An 18649-nucleotide genomic window follows, 5' to 3' on the forward strand; every position below is an offset into this window, starting at 1 on the left:
GCCCCGTCGCCCGCTCCCACGCTGACGCTGCCGCTCGAAGTCCTCGGCGCCGGCGCGCCCGACGCACCGACCGTCGTGCCGGCCCAGCTTGCACTCGACGCGTCGGCCCTCGGCAGCGCGAGCCAGCTGGTGGTGCGCTGCCACCGCTGCGGCTTCTACAACTCGCCGGAGTTCGAGGCACTGTCCAAGCCGCTCACCAAGGTCGCCGGCAGCCTGCGCATCGTCGGCGGGCCGAATGGCAGCACCGCGCCGTGGATCGACATCAGTGACAGCGCGGTGCAGGTCGACGAGGTCGAGCGCTCGCACGGCGGCGTCAACGGCGGGCTGCTGACCATCCGCTTCCGCGTTGCGCTGGACGCGACCGCGCGTGCGCGCCTGGTCGCGCTGCCAGCCACCAACCGCATCGAATTCCGCTTCAACGGCACCGACGGCAACTCCAACGGCTTCCGCATCCTGGACCTGCAGATCCAGGATGCCGCCGGCCGCCACCTCGGCGCCAACCAGCCGCGCCAGTGGGCCGACATCCAGGCCGAGAAGGAGGCCGGCCGCACCTGGACGGCCGATGCCGACGCGGGCCGCACGCTGTGGAACGCGCAGAACCTGCTGAAGAAGTCGCCGATCGTCGGCACCATGCTGCGCGCCGCGTGTTCGTCGTGCCACGCGAGCGACGGCCGCGACCTGCAGTACTTCAACTTCTCGAACAACTCGGTCGTGCAGCGCTCGCGTTTCCACGGGCTGAGCGAGACGCAGGGCCGGCAGATCGCCGCCTACCTGCGCGCGGCGCTGTACACCAAGGTGCCGCATGTCGCGCAGGCCACGCCGTGGAACCCGCCGTACCAGCCGGGCCCGGGCCTGGATGCGAAGCCGACCGTCGAATGGGCAGCCGGTGCCGGTATCGACGCGGTGCTGCCGGACGCGAAGTCCTTCGTCAACGTGTTCACCGGCAAGGCCGCCAACAGCACGGCCGCACTGACGCAGGCCGAGCTCGACGCCGCGATGGACCCGAGCCGCGGCAAGGTGCTGAACACGCGCGAGATGCCGATCCCGCTGCAGCTGCCCGACTGGAGCGCGTGGCTGCCGATCGAGAGCCCGCTCGACATCTGGACGCCGGAAGCGGGGCAGGCGCAAGGCCTGTTCGAGACCCAGGGCGACGACGGCTCGAACCCGATCAAGGTGGTCAAGCGCGTCTCCGACTTCCTGAACGCCAACCGGAACCCGAACGGCGTCTACGGCGACTGGAGCCACCTGACGCCCGAGCTGCGCGAGCGCGCGCAGGCCTGGCTCAACGATGTCGGCGGCAAGACCATCGCGTTCGCCGGTGGCGGCCGCGGCTCGCGCGTCTCGGGCGACCCGTCCAAGCCCTATGGCGGTGAACTGGGCGGCAAGAAGCTGCAAGCCCGCCTGTCGGCACAGACGGCGAGCGCGGCCAACCTGCCGGCCGCCTTCACGAAGGAGGCCTTCATCGAGCGCGCGCTCTTCGGCGTGATCCACTGGATGAGCGTCAAGCAGTGGGAGCTGGCCCACACCTACGGTCTCGAAGGGCGGCAGGACTGGCTGCACGGCTCGCGCAATGCGAGCGGGCAGTGGGCGGGCATCGGCGAGCCGCGCGGCTGGCCGTTCAGCTGGCCGAGCGTGTTCTACACGGCGCCGCACATGCTGTTCGCGCCGGTGAACGGCCGCGAGAACTACTTCTCGTGGGAGCCGCGGCTGGTGTCGTTCTACCGGACGAACCAGTGGTACCAGCTGCAGATGACGGTGAACCCGGGCTGGCCGGGCGCGTCGGAAGGGCCGATGGACTGGCCGTACCACATGGGTTTCACGACCGCGGTGGTCGACGACCTGATGACGGCCAAGGCGCCGGCGGCGGTGTCGGCCTCGCACCTGGCGCGCTACTTCCAGGTGCGCACCAAGCTCGCGCAGCTGGCCAACACCGACCTGCCGTTCAACCAGCCGGACCCGGCCGCGCCGACCGACCTGTTCCGCAACAAGGGGCACCAGAGCCGGGCCTCGCTCGCGATCCACAAGCTGGGTGTCGGCGAGGTGGTCGATCGCGGGCCGGACGACTGGGAGAAGTCGCGTTTCCGCCAGCTCGACGCGGTGACGCCGGGGCTGCACCTGATGTTCGTCAACAGCTCGATCTCGCTCTACAACGCGCTGTATGCGAACACCAGCTACGAGCAGTGGCGGCGCTGTGATCCGAACGCGCTGTTCGGCAGCGAGCCGGAGGTCAAGTCGGGCTTCCGCTTCTGCCTGGACCCGAAGCGCACGCCGCTGCCGTTGAACGCGAAGGGGCAGCCGCACCTGGTCGGCGGCTGGGTGGACTGGACGGGGGAACAGTACATCACCTGGAGCGTGATGTCGGCGCGCAACCATGGGGCCGAGGCGCAGCGCTTGAAGACCTTCTCGGATTGGGCCGGGCGGATGTGGCGCGAATGATCCGGGCTACGAGAAGACCTGGTCGAGGCGCCGTGTCCAGGCCGCCTTCGCGGCCTCATCCACGAAGCTCGCCTCGAAACTGTTCTTCGCCAGCTGATGCGCCTGCCGCGCCCCGAGCGCCGGCAGCGCCTCGAAGGTCGCGAGGAAGTTCGCGTTCATGTAGCCGCCGAAGTAGGCCGGGTCGTCCGAGTTGACCGTCGCGCACAGGCCCGCATCGAGCAACGCGCCCAGCTGATGCGCCGCCATGTCGGGGTACACGCACAGCTTCACGTTCGACAGCGGGCACACCGTCAGCGGCATGCGCTCGGCGGCGAGCCGCTTCACCAGCACCGGGTCTTCGACACAGCGCACGCCGTGGTCGATGCGCTCGACCTTCAGCACGTCGAGCGCGCTCCAGATGTAGGCGGGCGGGCCTTCCTCGCCGGCATGCGCGACCAGCCGCAGCCCCAGCTCGCGGCACTTCGCGAACACGCGCGCGAACTTCTCCGGCGGGTGGCCGCGCTCGCTGCTGTCGAGGCCGACGCCGATGAAGCGCTCGCGAAACGGCAGCGCCTGTTCCAGCGTCTCGAATGCAGCCTCTTCGCTCAGGTGCCGCAGGAAGCACAGGATCAGCGCGCTGCTGACGCCCAGCTCGCGCTTCGCCACCTCGCCCGCGCGCGTCAGCCCGTTGATCACGGTCTCGAAGCTGACGCCGCGCTCGGTGTGGGTCTGCGGATCGAAGAACAGCTCCGCATGCACGACGTTGTCGGCGGCCGCGCGGCGGAAGTAGGCCATCGCCATGTCGAAGAAGTCGTCCTCCTTCAGCAGCACGCTGGCGCCGGCGTAGTAGATGTCGAGGAAGCTCTGCAGGTCGGTGAACGCATAGGCCTCGCGCAGCGCCTCGACGCTGGCATACGGGATCGCCACGCCGTTGCGCTGCGCCAGCGCGAAGATCAGCTCCGGCTCCAGCGAGCCCTCGATGTGGATGTGCAGCTCGGCCTTCGGCATGGCGCACAGCAGCGCGGGCAGGCGGTCGCGGGGGATGGCGTCGAGGTTCATGCGATGGCTCCAAAACGGATGCCGCGTTCGCTGAGGAAGCGGCGGTAGGCGGCCGAACTCCGGTCGGCCGCGCAGTGGACTTCGCCGCCCGCGAGCGGCAGCCGCTTGGGCTGCTGCGACTCGAGGACGGGCTGGTCCTGCGTGAAGATGGTGTGCTGGAACGCGCGCAGCGCGTTGTCGCTGGAATCGTGGTCGGTGACCGCGAGCCGGAACCAGACGCGGCTGTGCTCCTCGTCGAGCGGGCACACGAACAGGCCGATCACGTCACGATACTCGCCCTGCGCTTGCGGCAGCTTGGTCAGCACCGCGCTGAACGGCGCGGTCAGCTCGTAGCGGTAGTCGACCCAGCTGCCTTCGGTCGACAGCCGGTTGCTCTGCGGCTGCCAGGCCCTGCAGCCGCTGGCGACGAAGCCGGCCGGCGTGGGCTGCACGGTGTAGGCGAGCGTCTGCGGCTGTGCGCGCTCGCCGAGCCAGCCGTCGTGCACGAAGCCGAAGTGCGACAGGTCGAGGAAGTTCTCGACGATGCGGCCGGCGCTGGTCGCCACGTCGTACGGGCCGCACAGCAGCTTGCGCAGCTGCGGGTCGGCCTCGGCCTCGAAGGCGGGCAGGGCCGTGTCGCCCGGCTGCAGCCGCACCCAGACGAGGCCATGCGCCTCCTGAGCTTCATGCGTGCAGGCGGCATGAGAAGGCGGCGGCGCGAACGACGGCTGCGATGCGATCAGCACGCAGGCGCCGTCGCCCCCGAAGCGCCAGCCGTGGTACGGGCATTCGAGCGCCGCGCGGCCCTCGTGCTGCACGACCCGGCCGAGCGAGAGCCGCGTGCCGCGGTGCGGGCAGCGGTCGGTGAACGCGCGGGCGCGGCCGGCCTCGTCACGCCACAGCACCAGGTCCTGCGACAGCAGGCGCACCGGCACCGGGGAGGTGCCGAGCGCCTCGCTGCCGGCCACCGGGTGCCACAGCGTCGTTTCGATCAAGGCTTACTTGCCTCCCGGCACTTTTCCTTCCACGCCCTTCACGAAGAACTTGATGCCGCCCATGAACTTGTCATCGGCGACCTCGTCCTTCTTCAGCACTTCCTTGCCGTCGTTGCCGACGATCGGGCCCTTCCAGATCGCGAAGCTGCCGTCCTTCAGGCCGGCCTTCACCTTCTCGACCTTCTCCTTCAGCTCGGCCGGCACCTTGTCGGAGATCGACACCAGGTCGATCGCGCCTTCCTTGACGCCCCACCACGAGGCGCTGTTGCCGGCCCACTTGCCGTCCAGCGCATCCTGCGTCGCCTTGATGTAGTACGGCGACCAGTTGATGATGCTCGAGGCCAGGTGGGCCTTCGGGCCGTAGGCGGTCATGTCGCTGTCCCAGCCGAACGCGTACTTGCCGGCCTTCTCGGCCGTCTGCAGCACCGCGCTCGAGTCGGTGTTCTGCATCAGCACGTCGGCGCCGCCGTTGATCAGCGATTGCGCGGCGTCGGTTTCCTTCGGCGGGTTGAACCAGTCGTTGACCCAGACCACCTTGGTCTTGATCTTCGGGTTCACCGACTGCGCACCCAGCGTGAAGCTGTTGATGTTGCGGATCACCTCGGGGATCGGGATCGAGCCGACCACGCCCAGCGTGTTGGTCTTCGTCATGCCGCCGGCGATCACGCCGGCCATGTACGCGCCTTCATAGGTGCGGCTGTCGTAGGTGCGCATGTTCTCGGCCTGCTTGAAGCCGGTGGCGTGCTCGAACTTCACGTCCTTCAGGTCGGCCGCGACCTTCAGCATCGGCTCCATGTAGCCGAAGGTGGTGCCGAAGATCAGCTTGTTGCCCTGGCTGGCCATGTCGCGGAACACCCGCTCGGCATCGGCCGCCTCGGGCACCTTCTCGACGAAGCTGGTCTGGATCCTGTCGCCGAATTGCTTCTCGAGTGCCTTGCGCGCGTTGTCGTGCGCGAAGGTCCAGCCGCCGTCGCCGACCGGGCCGACGTAGGCGAACGCGATCTTCAGCGGTTCCGGCTTCGGCGCGGCGGCCGAGGCGGCGGCCACCGGGGCCGGCGCAGGCGCTTCTTCCTTCTTGCCGCAGCCCACCAGCGCGGTGCCCGCCGCCAGCGTGCTCCACCCTGCGAGCTTCAGCAGGGCACGTTTCGAGATTGAGGTCATGGGAACTCCAGGGTGAGGAACGCGAGAATTTATCAGCTAGATGTCGGGGCTAACTACCGGGGAAGAACGGCTTGCCGAGCGACGCGGGCATGTTCACGCGGATCCAGCCGGCATTGCGCGAGATCAGCACCAGCACGACGATGGTCGACAGGTAGGGCAGCATCGTCAGCAGCTGCGCCGAGACCTGCACCCCCTCGCCTTGCAGGTAGAACTGCAGCATCGTCACGCCGCCGAACAGGTAGGCGCCGAGCAAGACGCGTGCCGGTCGCCAGGTCGCGAAGGTCGTGAGCGCCAGCGCGATCCAGCCCTTGCCGGCGACCATGCCCTCGACCCACAGCGGCGTGTAGACGACCGAGAGGTAGGCGCCCGCCAGTCCGCACAGCGCACCGCCGGCCATCACCGCCGCCAGGCGGATGCGGCGCACCGGGTAGCCCAGCGCGTGCGCCGATTCGGGGGATTCGCCGACCGCGCGCAGCACCAGTCCGGCGCGCGAGCGGTACAGGAACCAGGCGAGCGCCGCCGTCAACGCCATCGCGGCGTACACCATCGGGTGCTGGCGGAACAGCGCCGGGCCGACGAACGGGATGTCGGCCAGCAGCGGCAGCTGGAAGTGCGCGCGCTCGGACAGCTTCTCCTGCACGAAGCCGGTGCCGAGGAAGGCCGACAGGCCGCTGCCGAACAGGCTCAGCGCGAGCCCGGTCGCGTACTGGTTGGTGTTGAGCCAGATCACCAGCGCGCCGAAGACCGCGGCCAGCAGCGCGCCGGCGCCGGCACCGGCCGCGAAGGCGAGCCAGTCGTTGCCGGTGTGCACCGCGGTCGCGAAGCCGGCCAGCGCGGCGACCAGCATCATCCCCTCGGCGCCCAGGTTGACGATGCCGGCGCGTTCGTTGACCAGCAGCCCGAGCGCGGCGAAGGCGAGCACGGTGCCCGAACTCAGCGTGGCGGCGATCAGCAGGGCGATGGCGTCCATCAGGCTTGTCCCTCGACGGTGGAGGACGACGCTGCCGCCGGCGCGGACGCAGCATCGACGTGCGCCGGCTTCCAGCGGATGCGGTAGTGGATCAGCGTGTCGCAGGCGAGCAGCGAGAACAGCAGCAGGCCCTGGAACACGCCGGTCAGCGATTTCGGCAGGCCCAGGCGCGATTGCGCCAGCTCGCCACCGATGTAGAACATGCTCATCAGGATCGCCGAGAACACGATGCCCACCGGGTGCAGCCGGCCGACGAAGGCGACGATGATGGCCGCGAAGCCGTAGCCCACCGGCACGTGCAGGGTCAGCTGGCCGAGCGGGCCGGCCGCCTCCAGCCCGCCGGCCAGGCCCGCCATGCCGCCCGACAGCAGCAGCGCCGTCCACAGCGCGCGCCGCGACGAGAAGCCGGCGTAGCGCGCCGCCGCCGGGGCCTGCCCGCCGACCTGCAGCTGGAAGCCGGCATAGGTGCGGAACAGGAAGGCCCAGAACGCGCCCACCGCGAGCAGCGCGACCAGCAGGCCGATGTTGACGCGCAGCCCGCTGAACAGCCGCGGCACCTTGGTGGCGTCGAGGAAGGTCAGGGTCTGCGGGAAGTTGTAGCCGTTCGGGTCCTTCCACGGGCCGTAGACCAGCCAGCCCAGCACCTGCTCGGCGACGTAGACCAGCATCAGGCTGACCAGGATCTCGTTGGCGTTGAAGCGGTCGCGCAGCAGCGCCACGAGCGCGGCCCAGGCCATGCCGCCGAGCACGCCGGCGACGAGGATCGGCACCACGATCCAGCGCCCCGTGCCCGGCTCGGCCAGCATCGCGACCCCGCCGGCCGCCACCGCCCCCAGCACGAACTGCCCCTCGGCGCCGATGTTCCAGACGTTGGAGCGGAAGCACACCGCGAGGCCGAGCGCGATCAGCAGCAGCGGCGTCGCCTTCACCGCCAGCTCCGACAGCGCGTACGCGCTCTTCAGCGGCTCGACGAAGAACACCTGCAGCCCGCGCAGCGGATCCTTGCCGAGCAGCAGGAACAGCACGACGCCGATCACCACCGTGATCGCCAGCGCCAGCAGCGGCGAGGCGATCGACATCAGCCGGCTCGGCGCCGGGCGCGGCTCAAGCTTCAGCATGCTTCGCCTCCGGGTGGAAGGCTGCCCCGCGCGGCGCCCACAGCCCGCTCATCCATTCGCCGATCTGCTCCACCGTGGCCTGCGTGGTCGCGATCGATGGCGACACGCGGCCCTGCGCGATCACCACCAGCCGGTCGCAGACCTCGAACAGCTCGTCGAGCTCCTCGCTGACGACCAGCACCGCGCAACCCGCGTCGCGCAGCTTCAGCAGCTCGCCGCGGATCTGCGCGGCCGCGCCGACATCGACGCCCCAGGTCGGCTGCGAGACGATCAGGAGGCGCGGCGCGGCATCGATCTCGCGCCCGACGATGAACTTCTGCAGGTTGCCGCCCGAGAGGCTCTTGGCCGGCGCGTCCGGCCCGCCGGCCTTCACGTTGAAGCGCTGGATCAGCCGGTTCGCGAGCGCGGCGACCTCGCCGGTGCGGATCCAGCCCTGCGCCGTCACCGCGGCGGTGCGGGTGAGCAGCGTGTTCTGCGCGAGCGACAAGCCTGGCACCGCGCCGCGGCCGAGCCGTTCCTCGGGCACGAAGTTCAGCCCCTGCGCCCGGCGGCGGCGCGGCGACTGGCGGCCCACCGGCCGCTCGAACAGCACGATGCTGTCGGGCGCGGCGCGCGGGTCCTCGCCGGAGAGCGCGGCCATCAGCTCCTGCTGGCCGTTGCCGGAGACGCCGGCGATGCCGACGATCTCGCCGCAGCGCACGTCGAAGCTGATGCCCTGCAGGTCCATGCCGAACTGGTCGCGCTTGGGCACCGCGAGCTCGCGCACCGACAGCGCCACGTCGCCGAGCCGCGCCTGCACGTGCTGCAGCTGCGGCGGCTCGGCACCGATCATCAACCGCGACAGGCTGGCGTTGGTCTCCTGCGTCGGGTCGACCTCGCCGGTGACGCGGCCGCCGCGCAGCACGGTGCAGTGGTGGCACAGCGCGCGGATCTCGTCGAGCTTGTGGCTGATGTAGAGGATGCTGCAGCCCTCGGCGGCGAGCTGGCGCAGCGTGATGAAGAGCGTCTCGACGGCCTGCGGCGTCAGCACCGATGTGGGTTCGTCGAGGATCAGCAGCTTCGGGTTCGTCATCAGCGCGCGCACGATCTCGACGCGCTGGCGTTCGCCGACCGACAGCGTGTGCACCGGGCGCAGCGGGTCGACGCCGAGCCCGTAGACGCGGGCGACCTCGGTGATGCGCTGCGTCACGGCGGCCAGCGTCAGCGACTTGTCCAGGCCGAGCCAGACGTTCTCGGCGGCGGTGAGGGTGTCGAACAGGCTGAAGTGCTGGAACACCATGCTGATGCCCAGCGCGCGCGCCTCGTGCGGGTTGCGGATCTCGACCGACTGGCCGTTCCAGCGGATCACGCCGGCATCGGGCCGCACGGCGCCGTAGATCATCTTCATCATCGTCGACTTGCCGGCGCCGTTCTCGCCGAGCACGGCGTGGATCTCGCCGGGCTTGACGCGCAGGTTCACGCGGTCGTTGGCCTTGACCGCGGGGTAGCTCTTGCTGAGGTCCGTCAGTTCCAGGCGCAGCATCGCCGTCCCCTCAATCCCGTCGCCCATGCCGTTGCACTCCGTTCACCCACGCCGACACCAGATTCCGCTCGTCCGCCAGCGTCATCCACGCAAACACCCGCTCATGCAAGCCCCGCGCCACCTCCATCCGACGCTCGGCGACCGGACCCACCGCCCAGTCCCAGACGCACAGGTCGGCGACCCGCCCGGCCTCGAGCGAGCCGATCTCGTCGGCCAGCCCGAGCGCCTTGGCCGCGCCGCGCGTGCCGGCGTGCAAGGCCTTCCACGCCGTCAGCCGCTCGCCGGCCATCGCCTGCACGCGGTAGGCGTCGCTCGCGGCGCGCAGCATCGACAGGCTGGTGCCGCCGCCCACGTCGGTCGCCAGGCTGACCGCGCAGCCGGCCGCCTCGGCGGCGCGCCAGCCGAACAGCCCGCTGCCGAGGAACAGGTTCGACGACGGGCTGTGGGCGATCTGCGCACCGCTCGCGTGGATCGCCGCCCGGTCGGCATCGTCCAGCCAGATGCCGTGCGCCAGCACGCTGCGCTCGTTCAGCAGCCCGGCGCGGGCGTACACGTCGAGGTAGCTGCGGGCCTCGGGGAACAGCTCGGCCACCCACAGCACCTCGTCGCGGTTCTCGGCCACGTGGGTCTGCATGTAGATGCCGGGGTATGTGGCGCACAGCCGGCCGGCCATCGCGAGCTGGGCCGGCGTGCTGGTCGGCGCGAAGCGCACCGTCACCGCATAGGCGAGCCGGCCGGTGCCGTGCCAGCGCTCGATCAGCTCGACGCAATCGCGCTCGGCCTGGTCGACGTCGTCGCGCAGCCCGTCGGGCGCGTGCCGGTCCATCAGCACCTTGCCGGCGATCAGCCGCATGCCGCGCGCCTGGGCGCCGGCCAGCAGCCGGTCGGCGCTGACCTTGTGGACGGTCGGGAAGACGACGGCGCTGGTCGTGCCGTGCGCCAGCAGCGCGTCGAGGAAGCGTGCCGCGCCGCGCTCGGCCTCGCCCGCGTCGGCGTAGCGGCGCTCGGCCGGGAAGGTGTAGGTGTCGAGCCAGTCGAGCAGCGCGGTGCCGTAGCTCGCGATCACGTCGAGCTGGGGGCTGTGCACATGGGTGTCGATGAAGCCGGGCATCAGCAGCCGGCCGCGGTGGTCGTGCAGCTGCCAGCTGGCGTCGGGCGTGCCGGGCTGCGCGCCGGCGATGCGGCCGTCCTCGACCAGCAGCCAGTGGTCGGGGCGAAAGCGCACGGCCGGCGACTCGGTGTCGCCCCAGTCGGGTGCGGCGGTGAAGTCGAGCAGGTCGGCGCGCAGCGCGATGCGGCGGGGTGTCATGCGGGAAGTCGGGTGGGGGCAGGCCAGGGGCCGGGCCCGTGAATTGCAAAGCCAGGGCGTCGGGGCGCCATCGTATCCCGGCGGCGACGGAGGTTTACCCTTGCGGAGTCTGTCCTATGCTTGTTGACCAACCCCGGATTTCCATGAGCACCCAGCCCATCCGCTTCTTCCACCGCGGCGCGATCGTCGAGGTGGGCGGCGTTCATCCGACGCGCTCGGTGCTCGACTGGCTGCGCGAGGACGCGCACTGCACCGGCACCAAGGAGGGTTGCAACGAGGGCGATTGCGGTGCCTGCACGGTGGTGGTGGGGGAGTTGCTGGATGAGCAGACAGCGCCCGCGCAGCGGGTCGGTGGCCTCGCGCTGCGCACCGTCAACGCCTGCATCCAGTTCCTGCCGACGCTGGCCGGCAAGGCGCTGTTCACCGTCGAGGATCTGAAGGACCAGGCCGGCGGCGCGCTGCACCCGGTGCAGCAGGCGATGGTCGAGTGCCACGGCTCGCAGTGCGGGTTCTGCACGCCGGGATTCGTGATGTCGCTGTGGGCCGGCTACGAGGGCCACCGCGTCTGCGGGCAGGTGCCGACCCGGCAGCAGCTGGCCGACGAGCTGTCGGGCAACCTGTGCCGCTGCACCGGCTACCGGCCGATCCTGGATGCCGGCGAGCGCATGTTCCAGCTGCCGCCGGTCGCGCTCGACACCGCGCCGGTGGTGGCTGCGCTGCAGACGCTGTCGACCGCGGGCGATGGCCTGCACTATGCCGGCTTCAACCGCCAGCGCGAGGGCGGCCCGCGCGTCGACGACTACTTCGCGCCGCGCACGCTGGAGGCGCTCGCGGCGCTGCGCGAGCAGCATCCGAAGGCGACGCTGCTGGCCGGCTCGACCGACATCGGGCTGTGGGTCAACAAGCAGTTCCGCGACCTCGGCGAGATCCTCTACCTGGGCGACGTGGCCGAGCTGAAGCGCATCGACGAGCGCGACGGCCACCTGCACATCGGGGCCGGTGCCTCGCTCGAAGACGCCTGGTCGGCGCTCGCGCGGCACGTTCCCGCGCTGACCGAGGTGTGGCTGCGCTTCGCGTCGCCGCCGATCCGGCATGCCGGCACGATGGGCGGCAACGTGGCCAACGGCTCGCCGATCGGCGACTCGGCGCCGGTGCTGCTCGCGCTCGATGCCGAGCTGGTGCTGCGCCGCGGCAGCAAGGCGCGGCGCGTGCCGCTCGCGGCCTTCTACCTCGACTACATGAAGAACCAGCTGCAGCCGGGCGAGTTCGTGCAGGAGATCGTGGTGCCGCTCGCGGCAATGCAGCAGCAGGTGCGCGCCTACAAGATCAGCAAGCGCTTCGACTGCGACATCTCGGCGGTGTGCGCCGGGCTGTCGATCGGGCTCGCGGCCGACGGCGCGGTCGCGCAGGTGCGGTTGGCGTTCGGCGGCATGGCGGGCATCGTCAAGCGCGCCGCGCAGGCCGAGGCGGCGCTGCAGGGCCGCGCCTGGGACGAAGCCGCCCTGAAGGCCGCGCAGGCCGCGTTGGTGCGCGATTTCACGCCGCTCAGCGACATGCGCGCGAGCGCCGCCTACCGGCTGCAGGTCGCGCAGAACCTGTTGCGGCGTTTCTGGCTGGAGACGCGGGCGGTGGATCCGCTGCCGGTCGAGGCCACGCGGGCCTGGAGTGTGGTCGCATGAACAAGCTGCTCGATCCGTTCCTGCAACCCGGGCCCGACGCCGAGGCCGTCGCCTTGCGCGAAGGTGCGCGCGTCGGCATCAGCCGGCCGCACGAATCGGCGCACCTGCACGTCGCCGGCGAGGCCGCCTACATCGACGACCTGCCGGAGCTCGCCGGTACGCTGCACGCGGCGCTCGGGCTGTCGCCGATCGCGCATGGCCGGCTGCTGGCGATCGACCTCGCGGTGCTGCGCGCGCAGCCGGGCGTCGTCGCGGTGCTGACCGCGGCCGACATCCCCGGCCCGAACGACTGCGGGCCGATCCTGCACGACGACCCGATCCTCGCCGACGGCGAGCTGCGCTATCTCGGCCAGCCGGTGTTCGCGGTGATCGCGTCGACACGCGATGCGGCGCGCCGTGCCGCGGCGCAGGCGAGGGCGGTGCTGAAGGTGGAGGCGCGGCAGCCGGTCCTGACGCCGCAGGCCGCACACGCGGCCGGCGCCTACGTGCTGCCGCCGATGCACCTCGTGCGCAGCACGCGGGAGGGCGGCGCGCGGGCGGCCATCGACGCGGCGCCGCACCGCCTGAAAGGCACGCTGGACGTTGGCGGCCAGGAGCAGTTCTACCTCGAGGGCCAGATCAGCTACGCGATCCCGAAGGAAGACCGCGGCCTGCTGCTGCACTGCTCGACGCAGCACCCGAGCGAAATGCAGCACCTGGTGGCGCATGCGCTGCAACTCAGTTCGCACCATGTGCAGGTCGAGTGCCGGCGCATGGGCGGCGGCTTCGGCGGCAAGGAATCGCAGTCGGCGCTGTTTGCCTGCGTCGCGGCGGTGGCGGCGCAGAAGCTGCGCCGGCCGGTCAAGCTGCGGGTCGACCGCGACGACGATTTCCTGATCACCGGCCGGCGCCACTGCTTCTGGTACGAGTACGAGGTGGGCTACGACGACGACGGCCGCCTCCTCGGCAGCGAGGTCACGATGGTGTCGCGGGCCGGCCATTCGGCCGACCTGTCGGGCCCGGTGATGACGCGCGCGCTGTGCCACTTCGACAACGCCTACTGGCTGCCCGATGTATCGATGCACGGCTTCTGCGGCAGGACCAACACGCAGAGCAACACCGCTTTCCGCGGCTTCGGCGGGCCGCAGGGCGCGATCGCGATCGAGAACATCATCGACAGCGTCGCGCGTGCGCTCGGCAAGGATGCGCTGGACGTGCGGCGGGTCAACTTCTACGGCACCGACGCGAATCGGACGACCCCGTACGGCCAGTCGGTCGACGACAACATCCTGCACGAGTTGTGCGCGCAGCTCGAGGCCGACAGCGGCTACCGCGCACGCCGCGAGGCGGTTGCCGCGTTCAACCGAGTGAACCCGGTGCTGCAGCGCGGCCTGGCGTTCACGCCGGTCAAGTTCGGCATCTCGTTCAACGTGAAGCACCTGAACCAGGCCGGCGCGCTGGTGCACGTGTACAGCGATGGCTCGATCCTGGTGAACCACGGCGGCACCGAGATGGGCCAGGGGCTGAACACCAAGGTGGCGCAGGTGGTGGCGCACGAGCTGGGCGTCGGCTTCGAGCGGGTGCGCGTCAGCGCGACCGACACGCACAAGGTCGTCAACACCTCGGCCACCGCCGCCTCCACCGGCAGCGACCTGAACGGCAAGGCGGCGCAGGATGCGGCGCGGCAGATCCGCGCGCGGCTCGCCGACGTCGCCGCGCAGCGCCTCGCCTGCCGCGCCGACGAGCTGCATTTCGCGAACGACGAGGTGATCGGCCCGGCCGGGCGCATCGGCTTCGCCGAGCTGGTGATGCAGGCCTACCTGGCACGCGTGCAGCTGTGGTCCGACGGCTTCTACGCGACGCCCGGCCTGCACTGGGACAGCGCCACGCTGACCGGCCGGCCGTTCTATTACTTCGCGTACGGCGCGGCCGTCAGCGAGGTGTTGGTGGATACCCTGACAGGCGAGTGGAAGCTGCTGCGCGCCGACGTGCTGCACGACGCCGGCCGCTCGCTGAACCCGGCCGTCGACCTCGGCCAGGTCGAGGGCGCGTTCATCCAGGGCATGGGCTGGCTGACCAGCGAGGAGCTGGTGTGGCACCCGCAGACCGGGCTGCTCGCGACGCACGCGCCGAGCACCTACAAGATCCCGACCGCGAACGACTGCCCGGCCGTCTTCAACGTGCGGCTGTACGACGGCGAGAACGTCGAGGACAGCATCCACCGCAGCAAGGCGGTCGGCGAGCCGCCGCTGCTGCTGCCGTTCTCGGTGTTCTTCGCGATCCGCGATGCGGTGTCGGCGCTCGGCGGGCACCGTGTCGACCCGCCGCTGCGCGCGCCGGCGACGCCGGAGGCGATCCTCGACGCGATCACCGCGGTGCGTGCCGCCGTCTGACAGCCACCAGACGCAAGCAGACGCAACCGAACGCAACGTGGTCGAGCAAACAGCGCAAGACGGGCCGTATTCGTGCGGTATTCACGCACGAACCCCCGGGGCGAGGGAGACGGCAAAAGTGCTGCCGTCGATATCCTTGGCGTCGATTCGCAGGCGTCCGCACCGGGCGCCGATGTCCGGTCGATCCTCCGCGAGCTCCAGCCGTCTTCATGAGCGCCACCTCTTCTGCTTTCGCCCCCGTTGCCACGCCCCCCGCTTCGCCGGTGGTGTTCTCGCGGGCGGCCGCCACCGACAGCCAGCTGATGAAGGGCTGGGACGGCCTGCTCAGCGACAGCGGGCATGTCTACCGCATCTACCAGTCGCCGGAGTGGTGGAACCACCTGGTCGCCACCCGACCGGCCGACGACCTGCTGCTCGGCGTGCTGCCGGCGCAAGCGGGCACCGAGGTCGGCGTGGTGCCGATGGACGTGCAGCCGTACCCGCTCGCGTTCTCGGCCGGCCGCTGGACCTTCGCATCGCTGAAGCTGCGCGCGGCGCACCTGCTGGGCGGCGCGCCGCTGGTGGCCGGCCGGCCGCAGGCGCTGGCCGATGTGGTCGAGCGGCTGTGGCGCGAGCGCCCCGACCTGGACGCGCTGTTCCTGAAGGGCATTCCCGCCGGCTGCAGCGCCTGGGCCGGCTGGGAGGCGCAGCTGCGCCAGCGCGGCGGTTCGCTGCTGTACAGCGAGCACGGCAAGCGCCCGCTGTACACGATCGCGCTGCCCGAGACCTTCGACGCCTACCTGGCGCGCTTCGGCAGCAAGAAGCGCTACAACCTGCGCCGCCAGGTGCGGGTGCTGGAAGAGCAGATGCCGGGGCTGGAGCTGATCCGCGTCGATGCCGAGGAGCAGGTGGCCGAGTTCGTGCGCCAGGCCCAGCACATCGCGAAGCGCACCTGGCAGCACCAGGCGATCGGCCCGCTGGGCATCGAGCGCGACGACATCGCGCTGCGGCTCACCGACCTGGCACGGCGTGGCCTGTTGCGCAGCTACGTGCTGCGCAGCGGCGGGCGGGCGCTGGCCTTCGTGCTGGGCTACCAGGGGCGCGGCGTGTTCCATTACGCCGACATCGGCCACGACGCGGAGCTGTCGAAGTTCAGCCCCGGTACCGTGCTGCTGTACCGGCTGATCGAGGACCTGATCGCGCACCAGCGGCCGCAGACGCTGAACTTCGGCATCGGCGTGTCGGAATACAAGCGCCAGTTCGCGACCGAGGTGCGCGAGGAGACCTCGCTGCTGATCCTGCGCGACACGCTGCGCAACCGGCTGCGCGTCGGGCTGCACGGCGGCTGGCGCGGGCTGCTGACGAAGGCCAAGTCGCTGCTGCGCCGGCCCAAGCTGGTGCTGGCCGGCGTGCTGACGCACGAGGCGGTGTACGAGTTGGTGGGCACGGTCATCAACGCGCCGCTGCCGGTGCTCGTGGGCTGACCCGAACGCCGTTCGCGCTGAGCCTGTCGAAGGGGCGGGCTGAGCCCGTCGAAGCCCTGCTCGCACGGAGGCTGCGGTGGTGAGCGCGCTGCGCGACGCGGCGCGTGCATTCCTCGAAACCGGCGTTCCCGCGATGGACGTGCAGGTGCTGTCGCACCGCGGCTCGGTGCCGCGCGAGGCCGGCACGCACATGCTGGTGACGCGCGACGCGGTGCTCGGCACCATCGGCGGCGGCCACCTCGAACTGACGGCGATCGCGCAGGCACGGCAGCGGCTCGCCACCGGCGACACCAATTCCCATGACGCCGAGTTCGCGCTCGGCCCCTCGCTCGGCCAGTGCTGCGGCGGCGCGCTGACGCTGCGCACCCAGCGGCTCGGCGACGCGGTGCTGGCCGCCTGGCCCGACAGCGCGCCGCGCTTCTTCGTGCAGCTGTACGGCGCCGGCCATGTGGGCCGCGCGATCGTCGCGCTGCTGGCCGGCATCGATTGCCGCGTGCAATGGATCGACGAGCGCGACAGCGAGTTCCCCGAGCACCCGTTGCCGCCGCACATCGAGCGCATCTGCGTCGAGCCGGTGGAAGCCGAGGTGGCCCAGGCGCCGCCGGGCGCGCACTACCTGGTGCTGACGCACAGCCACGACCTGGACCTGCGCATCACCGAGGCCATCCTGCGCCGCGGCGATTTCGCGTACCTCGGCCTGATCGGCAGCCGCACCAAGCGCGCGCGCTTCGTGCATCGCTTCGAGGAACGCGGCGTGCCGGCCGAGGCGATCGGCCGGATGACCTGCCCGATCGGCGTGCCGGGGATTGCCGGCAAGGAACCCGAGGTGATCGCGGTGGCGGTGGTGGCGCAGCTGCTGCAGCAAGGCTGAGCCGGCGCGGCCCAGTCCTACAGGCAGGGCCGCTGCCTTCCGATGCCCGGCGGTGCAGATGCTTCCTACAGTGAAGGGATCCGCAACCCTGACCCCGAACGGAGATGGCCATGCACGACAAGAACGCCCGCGAGGGCAAGGCCCTGCGCCTGGACGAGACCGCGATCGAAGCCGCACGCAAGCGCACCGAGGACGGGGCCGTGACGCCGAGCTACGGCCCGTGGCGCGACGACATCGTGCTGCTGCTGAACGGCGCGCTGGCCACCGAGCTGGTCTGCGTGCTGCGCTACAAGCGCCACCATTTCACCGCGCACGGCATGTCGTCGCCGGCGATCGCGGCCGAGTTCATGGTGCACGCGAACGAAGAGGCAGCGCATGCCGACCTGATCGCCGAGCGCATCGTGCAGATCGGCGGCGAGCCCGATTTCTCGCCGAACACCTTGCTCGAACGCAGCCATGCCGGCTACGACGAGTCGTCTGACCTGAAGGCGATGATCCGTGCCAACCTGGTGGCCGAGCGCGTCGCGGTGGAAACCTACCGGCAGATGATCACGCTGATCGGCGACAAGGATCCGACGACGCGCCGCATGCTGGAAGGCATCCTGCACGACGAGGAAGAGCATGCCGACGAGATGAAGGACCTGCTGGAGCAGTGATCCTCAGAGCACCAGCAGCGCGCGGAAGTCGTTGACKTTGGTGAAGGTCGGCCCGGGGACCACCAGGTCGCCGAGCGGCGCGAAGAAGTCGTAGGCGTCGTTGCGATCCAGTTGTTCACGCGCGCTGAGGCCCTGCGCCTCGGCGCGCGCCAGCGTGTCGGGCGTGACGATCGCGCCGGCGTTGTCTTCCACGCCGTCGATCCCGTCGGTGTCCGCCGCCAGCACGAACACACCCGGTTGCCCCTGCAGCGCGATCGCACAGCCGAGCAGGAACTCGGTGGCGCGCCCGCCGCGGCCGCCCTTGCTGGCGACCGTCACCGTGGTTTCGCCGCCGGACAGGATCACGCAGGGCGTGCGGAACGGCTGCCCGCGCCGCGCGACCTGCCGCGCCAGCGCCGCGTGCACCTTGCCGACCTCGCGCGATTCGCCCTCGATCTCGTCGCCGAGGATGTGGGCCTCGATGCCCGCGGAACGGGCGAGTGCCGCGGCCGCCTCGAGCGACTGCTGCGGCGTCGCGATCATCCGCAGCTCGTGCCCGGCGAAGCGCGCATCGCCGGGTTTCGGCGTCTCGAACGCACCGCTCTCCAGCCCGGCGCGCGCGGCCGCCGACACCTCGATGCGGTAGCGCGCGAGGATCGCCAGCGCATCGGCGCAGGTCGTCGCATCGGGCACCGTCGGGCCGCTCGCGATCACCTCGGGCGAATCGCCCGGCACGTCGGAGATCAGCAGCGTGATCACCCGGGCCGGTGCGCACATCGCCGCCAGCCGTCCGCCCTTGATGGCCGACAGGTGCTTGCGCACGCAGTTCATCTCGTCGATCGCCGCGCCGCTCTTCAGCAGCGCCTTGTTGATCGCCTGCTTCTCCTCGAGCGTGACGCCGTCGGCCGGCAGCGCGAGCAGCGCCGAGCCGCCGCCGGACACCAGGCACAGCACCAGGTCGTCGGCGGTCAGCCCTTGCGCCAGCGCGGCGATGCGCTGCGCCGCCTGGCGCCCGGCCGCATCGGGCACCGGGTGGGCGGCCTCGACGACCTCGATGCGGCCCGGCCTCGCGCGGTAGTCGGACGGCACGTGGTCGTAGCG

General features: G+C 70.8%; 14 protein-coding genes. 6 read left to right on the forward strand and 8 right to left on the reverse strand.

Going from position 1 to position 18649, the window contains the following annotated elements:
- Window positions 1-2436: hypothetical protein (locus tag AC1DXV_RS19000; protein WP_477934978.1), on the forward strand; the 2436-nt coding region annotated here is incomplete at its 5' end.
- 6 nt (window positions 2437-2442) lie between these two features.
- Here the strand turns inward: AC1DXV_RS19000 and AC1DXV_RS19005 are convergent.
- The 7 genes from AC1DXV_RS19005 to guaD are packed head-to-tail and all read right to left on the reverse strand — an operon-like array spanning window position 2443 to window position 10528.
- Window positions 2443-3474, reverse strand: a complete 1032-nt coding sequence (locus AC1DXV_RS19005) for an adenosine deaminase (protein ID WP_477934980.1) — start codon at window positions 3472-3474, stop codon at window positions 2443-2445.
- On the reverse strand, window positions 3471-4448 hold the full coding sequence (locus AC1DXV_RS19010; RefSeq protein ID WP_477934982.1) for a Rieske 2Fe-2S domain-containing protein: 978 nt from the start codon (window positions 4446-4448) through the stop codon (window positions 3471-3473). The genes AC1DXV_RS19005 and AC1DXV_RS19010 overlap by 4 nt, the downstream gene beginning before the upstream one ends.
- Before the next feature lie 3 nt (window positions 4449-4451).
- On the reverse strand, window positions 4452-5609 hold the full coding sequence (locus tag AC1DXV_RS19015; RefSeq protein WP_477870444.1) for a BMP family ABC transporter substrate-binding protein: 1158 nt from the start codon (window positions 5607-5609) through the stop codon (window positions 4452-4454).
- A gap of 49 nt (window positions 5610-5658) precedes the next feature.
- Entirely contained in the window at window positions 5659-6579 is a 921-nt protein-coding gene (locus AC1DXV_RS19020) for an ABC transporter permease (RefSeq protein WP_477870446.1), read from the reverse strand.
- The gene (locus AC1DXV_RS19025; protein ID WP_477934984.1) at window positions 6579-7697 is read right to left on the reverse strand and encodes an ABC transporter permease; all 1119 of its coding nucleotides are present in this window, start codon (window positions 7695-7697) and stop codon (window positions 6579-6581) included. Before AC1DXV_RS19025 ends, AC1DXV_RS19020 begins: the two co-directional genes overlap by 1 nt.
- Complete coding sequence (locus AC1DXV_RS19030) at window positions 7684-9219, reverse strand: ABC transporter ATP-binding protein (RefSeq protein WP_477934992.1); 1536 nt, start codon at window positions 9217-9219, stop codon at window positions 7684-7686. Before AC1DXV_RS19030 ends, AC1DXV_RS19025 begins: the two co-directional genes overlap by 14 nt.
- Window positions 9220-9229: 10 nt before the next feature.
- Window positions 9230-10528 carry a guanine deaminase gene (gene guaD / locus AC1DXV_RS19035; protein ID WP_477870892.1) on the reverse strand — a complete coding sequence of 433 codons (1299 nt, stop codon included), beginning with the start codon at window positions 10526-10528 and terminating at the stop codon, window positions 9230-9232.
- A 143-nt stretch (window positions 10529-10671) separates the two neighbouring features.
- Between guaD and xdhA the strand changes: the two genes are divergently transcribed.
- From xdhA to AC1DXV_RS19060, 5 genes are all read left to right on the forward strand, one after another.
- Window positions 10672-12207 (forward strand): xanthine dehydrogenase small subunit, encoded by a 1536-nt coding sequence (gene xdhA / locus AC1DXV_RS19040; protein ID WP_477870894.1) that lies wholly within the window; start codon window positions 10672-10674, stop codon window positions 12205-12207.
- Window positions 12204-14579, forward strand: coding sequence for a xanthine dehydrogenase molybdopterin binding subunit (gene xdhB, locus AC1DXV_RS19045; RefSeq protein WP_477934986.1), 2376 nt, complete (start codon window positions 12204-12206; stop codon window positions 14577-14579). Before xdhA ends, xdhB begins: the two co-directional genes overlap by 4 nt.
- A gap of 209 nt (window positions 14580-14788) precedes the next feature.
- On the forward strand, window positions 14789-16042 hold the full coding sequence (locus AC1DXV_RS19050) for a GNAT family N-acetyltransferase (protein WP_477934988.1): 1254 nt from the start codon (window positions 14789-14791) through the stop codon (window positions 16040-16042).
- 79 nt (window positions 16043-16121) lie between these two features.
- A complete protein-coding gene (gene xdhC, locus AC1DXV_RS19055; RefSeq protein ID WP_477865540.1) occupies window positions 16122-16913 on the forward strand; it encodes a xanthine dehydrogenase accessory protein XdhC in 792 nt (263 codons plus the stop codon).
- 110 nt (window positions 16914-17023) lie between these two features.
- Window positions 17024-17569, forward strand: coding sequence for a ferritin-like domain-containing protein (locus tag AC1DXV_RS19060; RefSeq protein WP_477865539.1), 546 nt, complete (start codon window positions 17024-17026; stop codon window positions 17567-17569).
- Window positions 17570-17572: 3 nt separating this feature from the next.
- On the opposite strand, the gene AC1DXV_RS19065 is transcribed toward AC1DXV_RS19060, so the two are convergent.
- Window positions 17573-18649: glycerate kinase type-2 family protein (locus AC1DXV_RS19065; protein WP_477934990.1), on the reverse strand; the 1077-nt coding region annotated here is incomplete at its 5' end.

It is taken from the genome of Rhizobacter sp. P3_C12 (assembly GCF_056402735.1).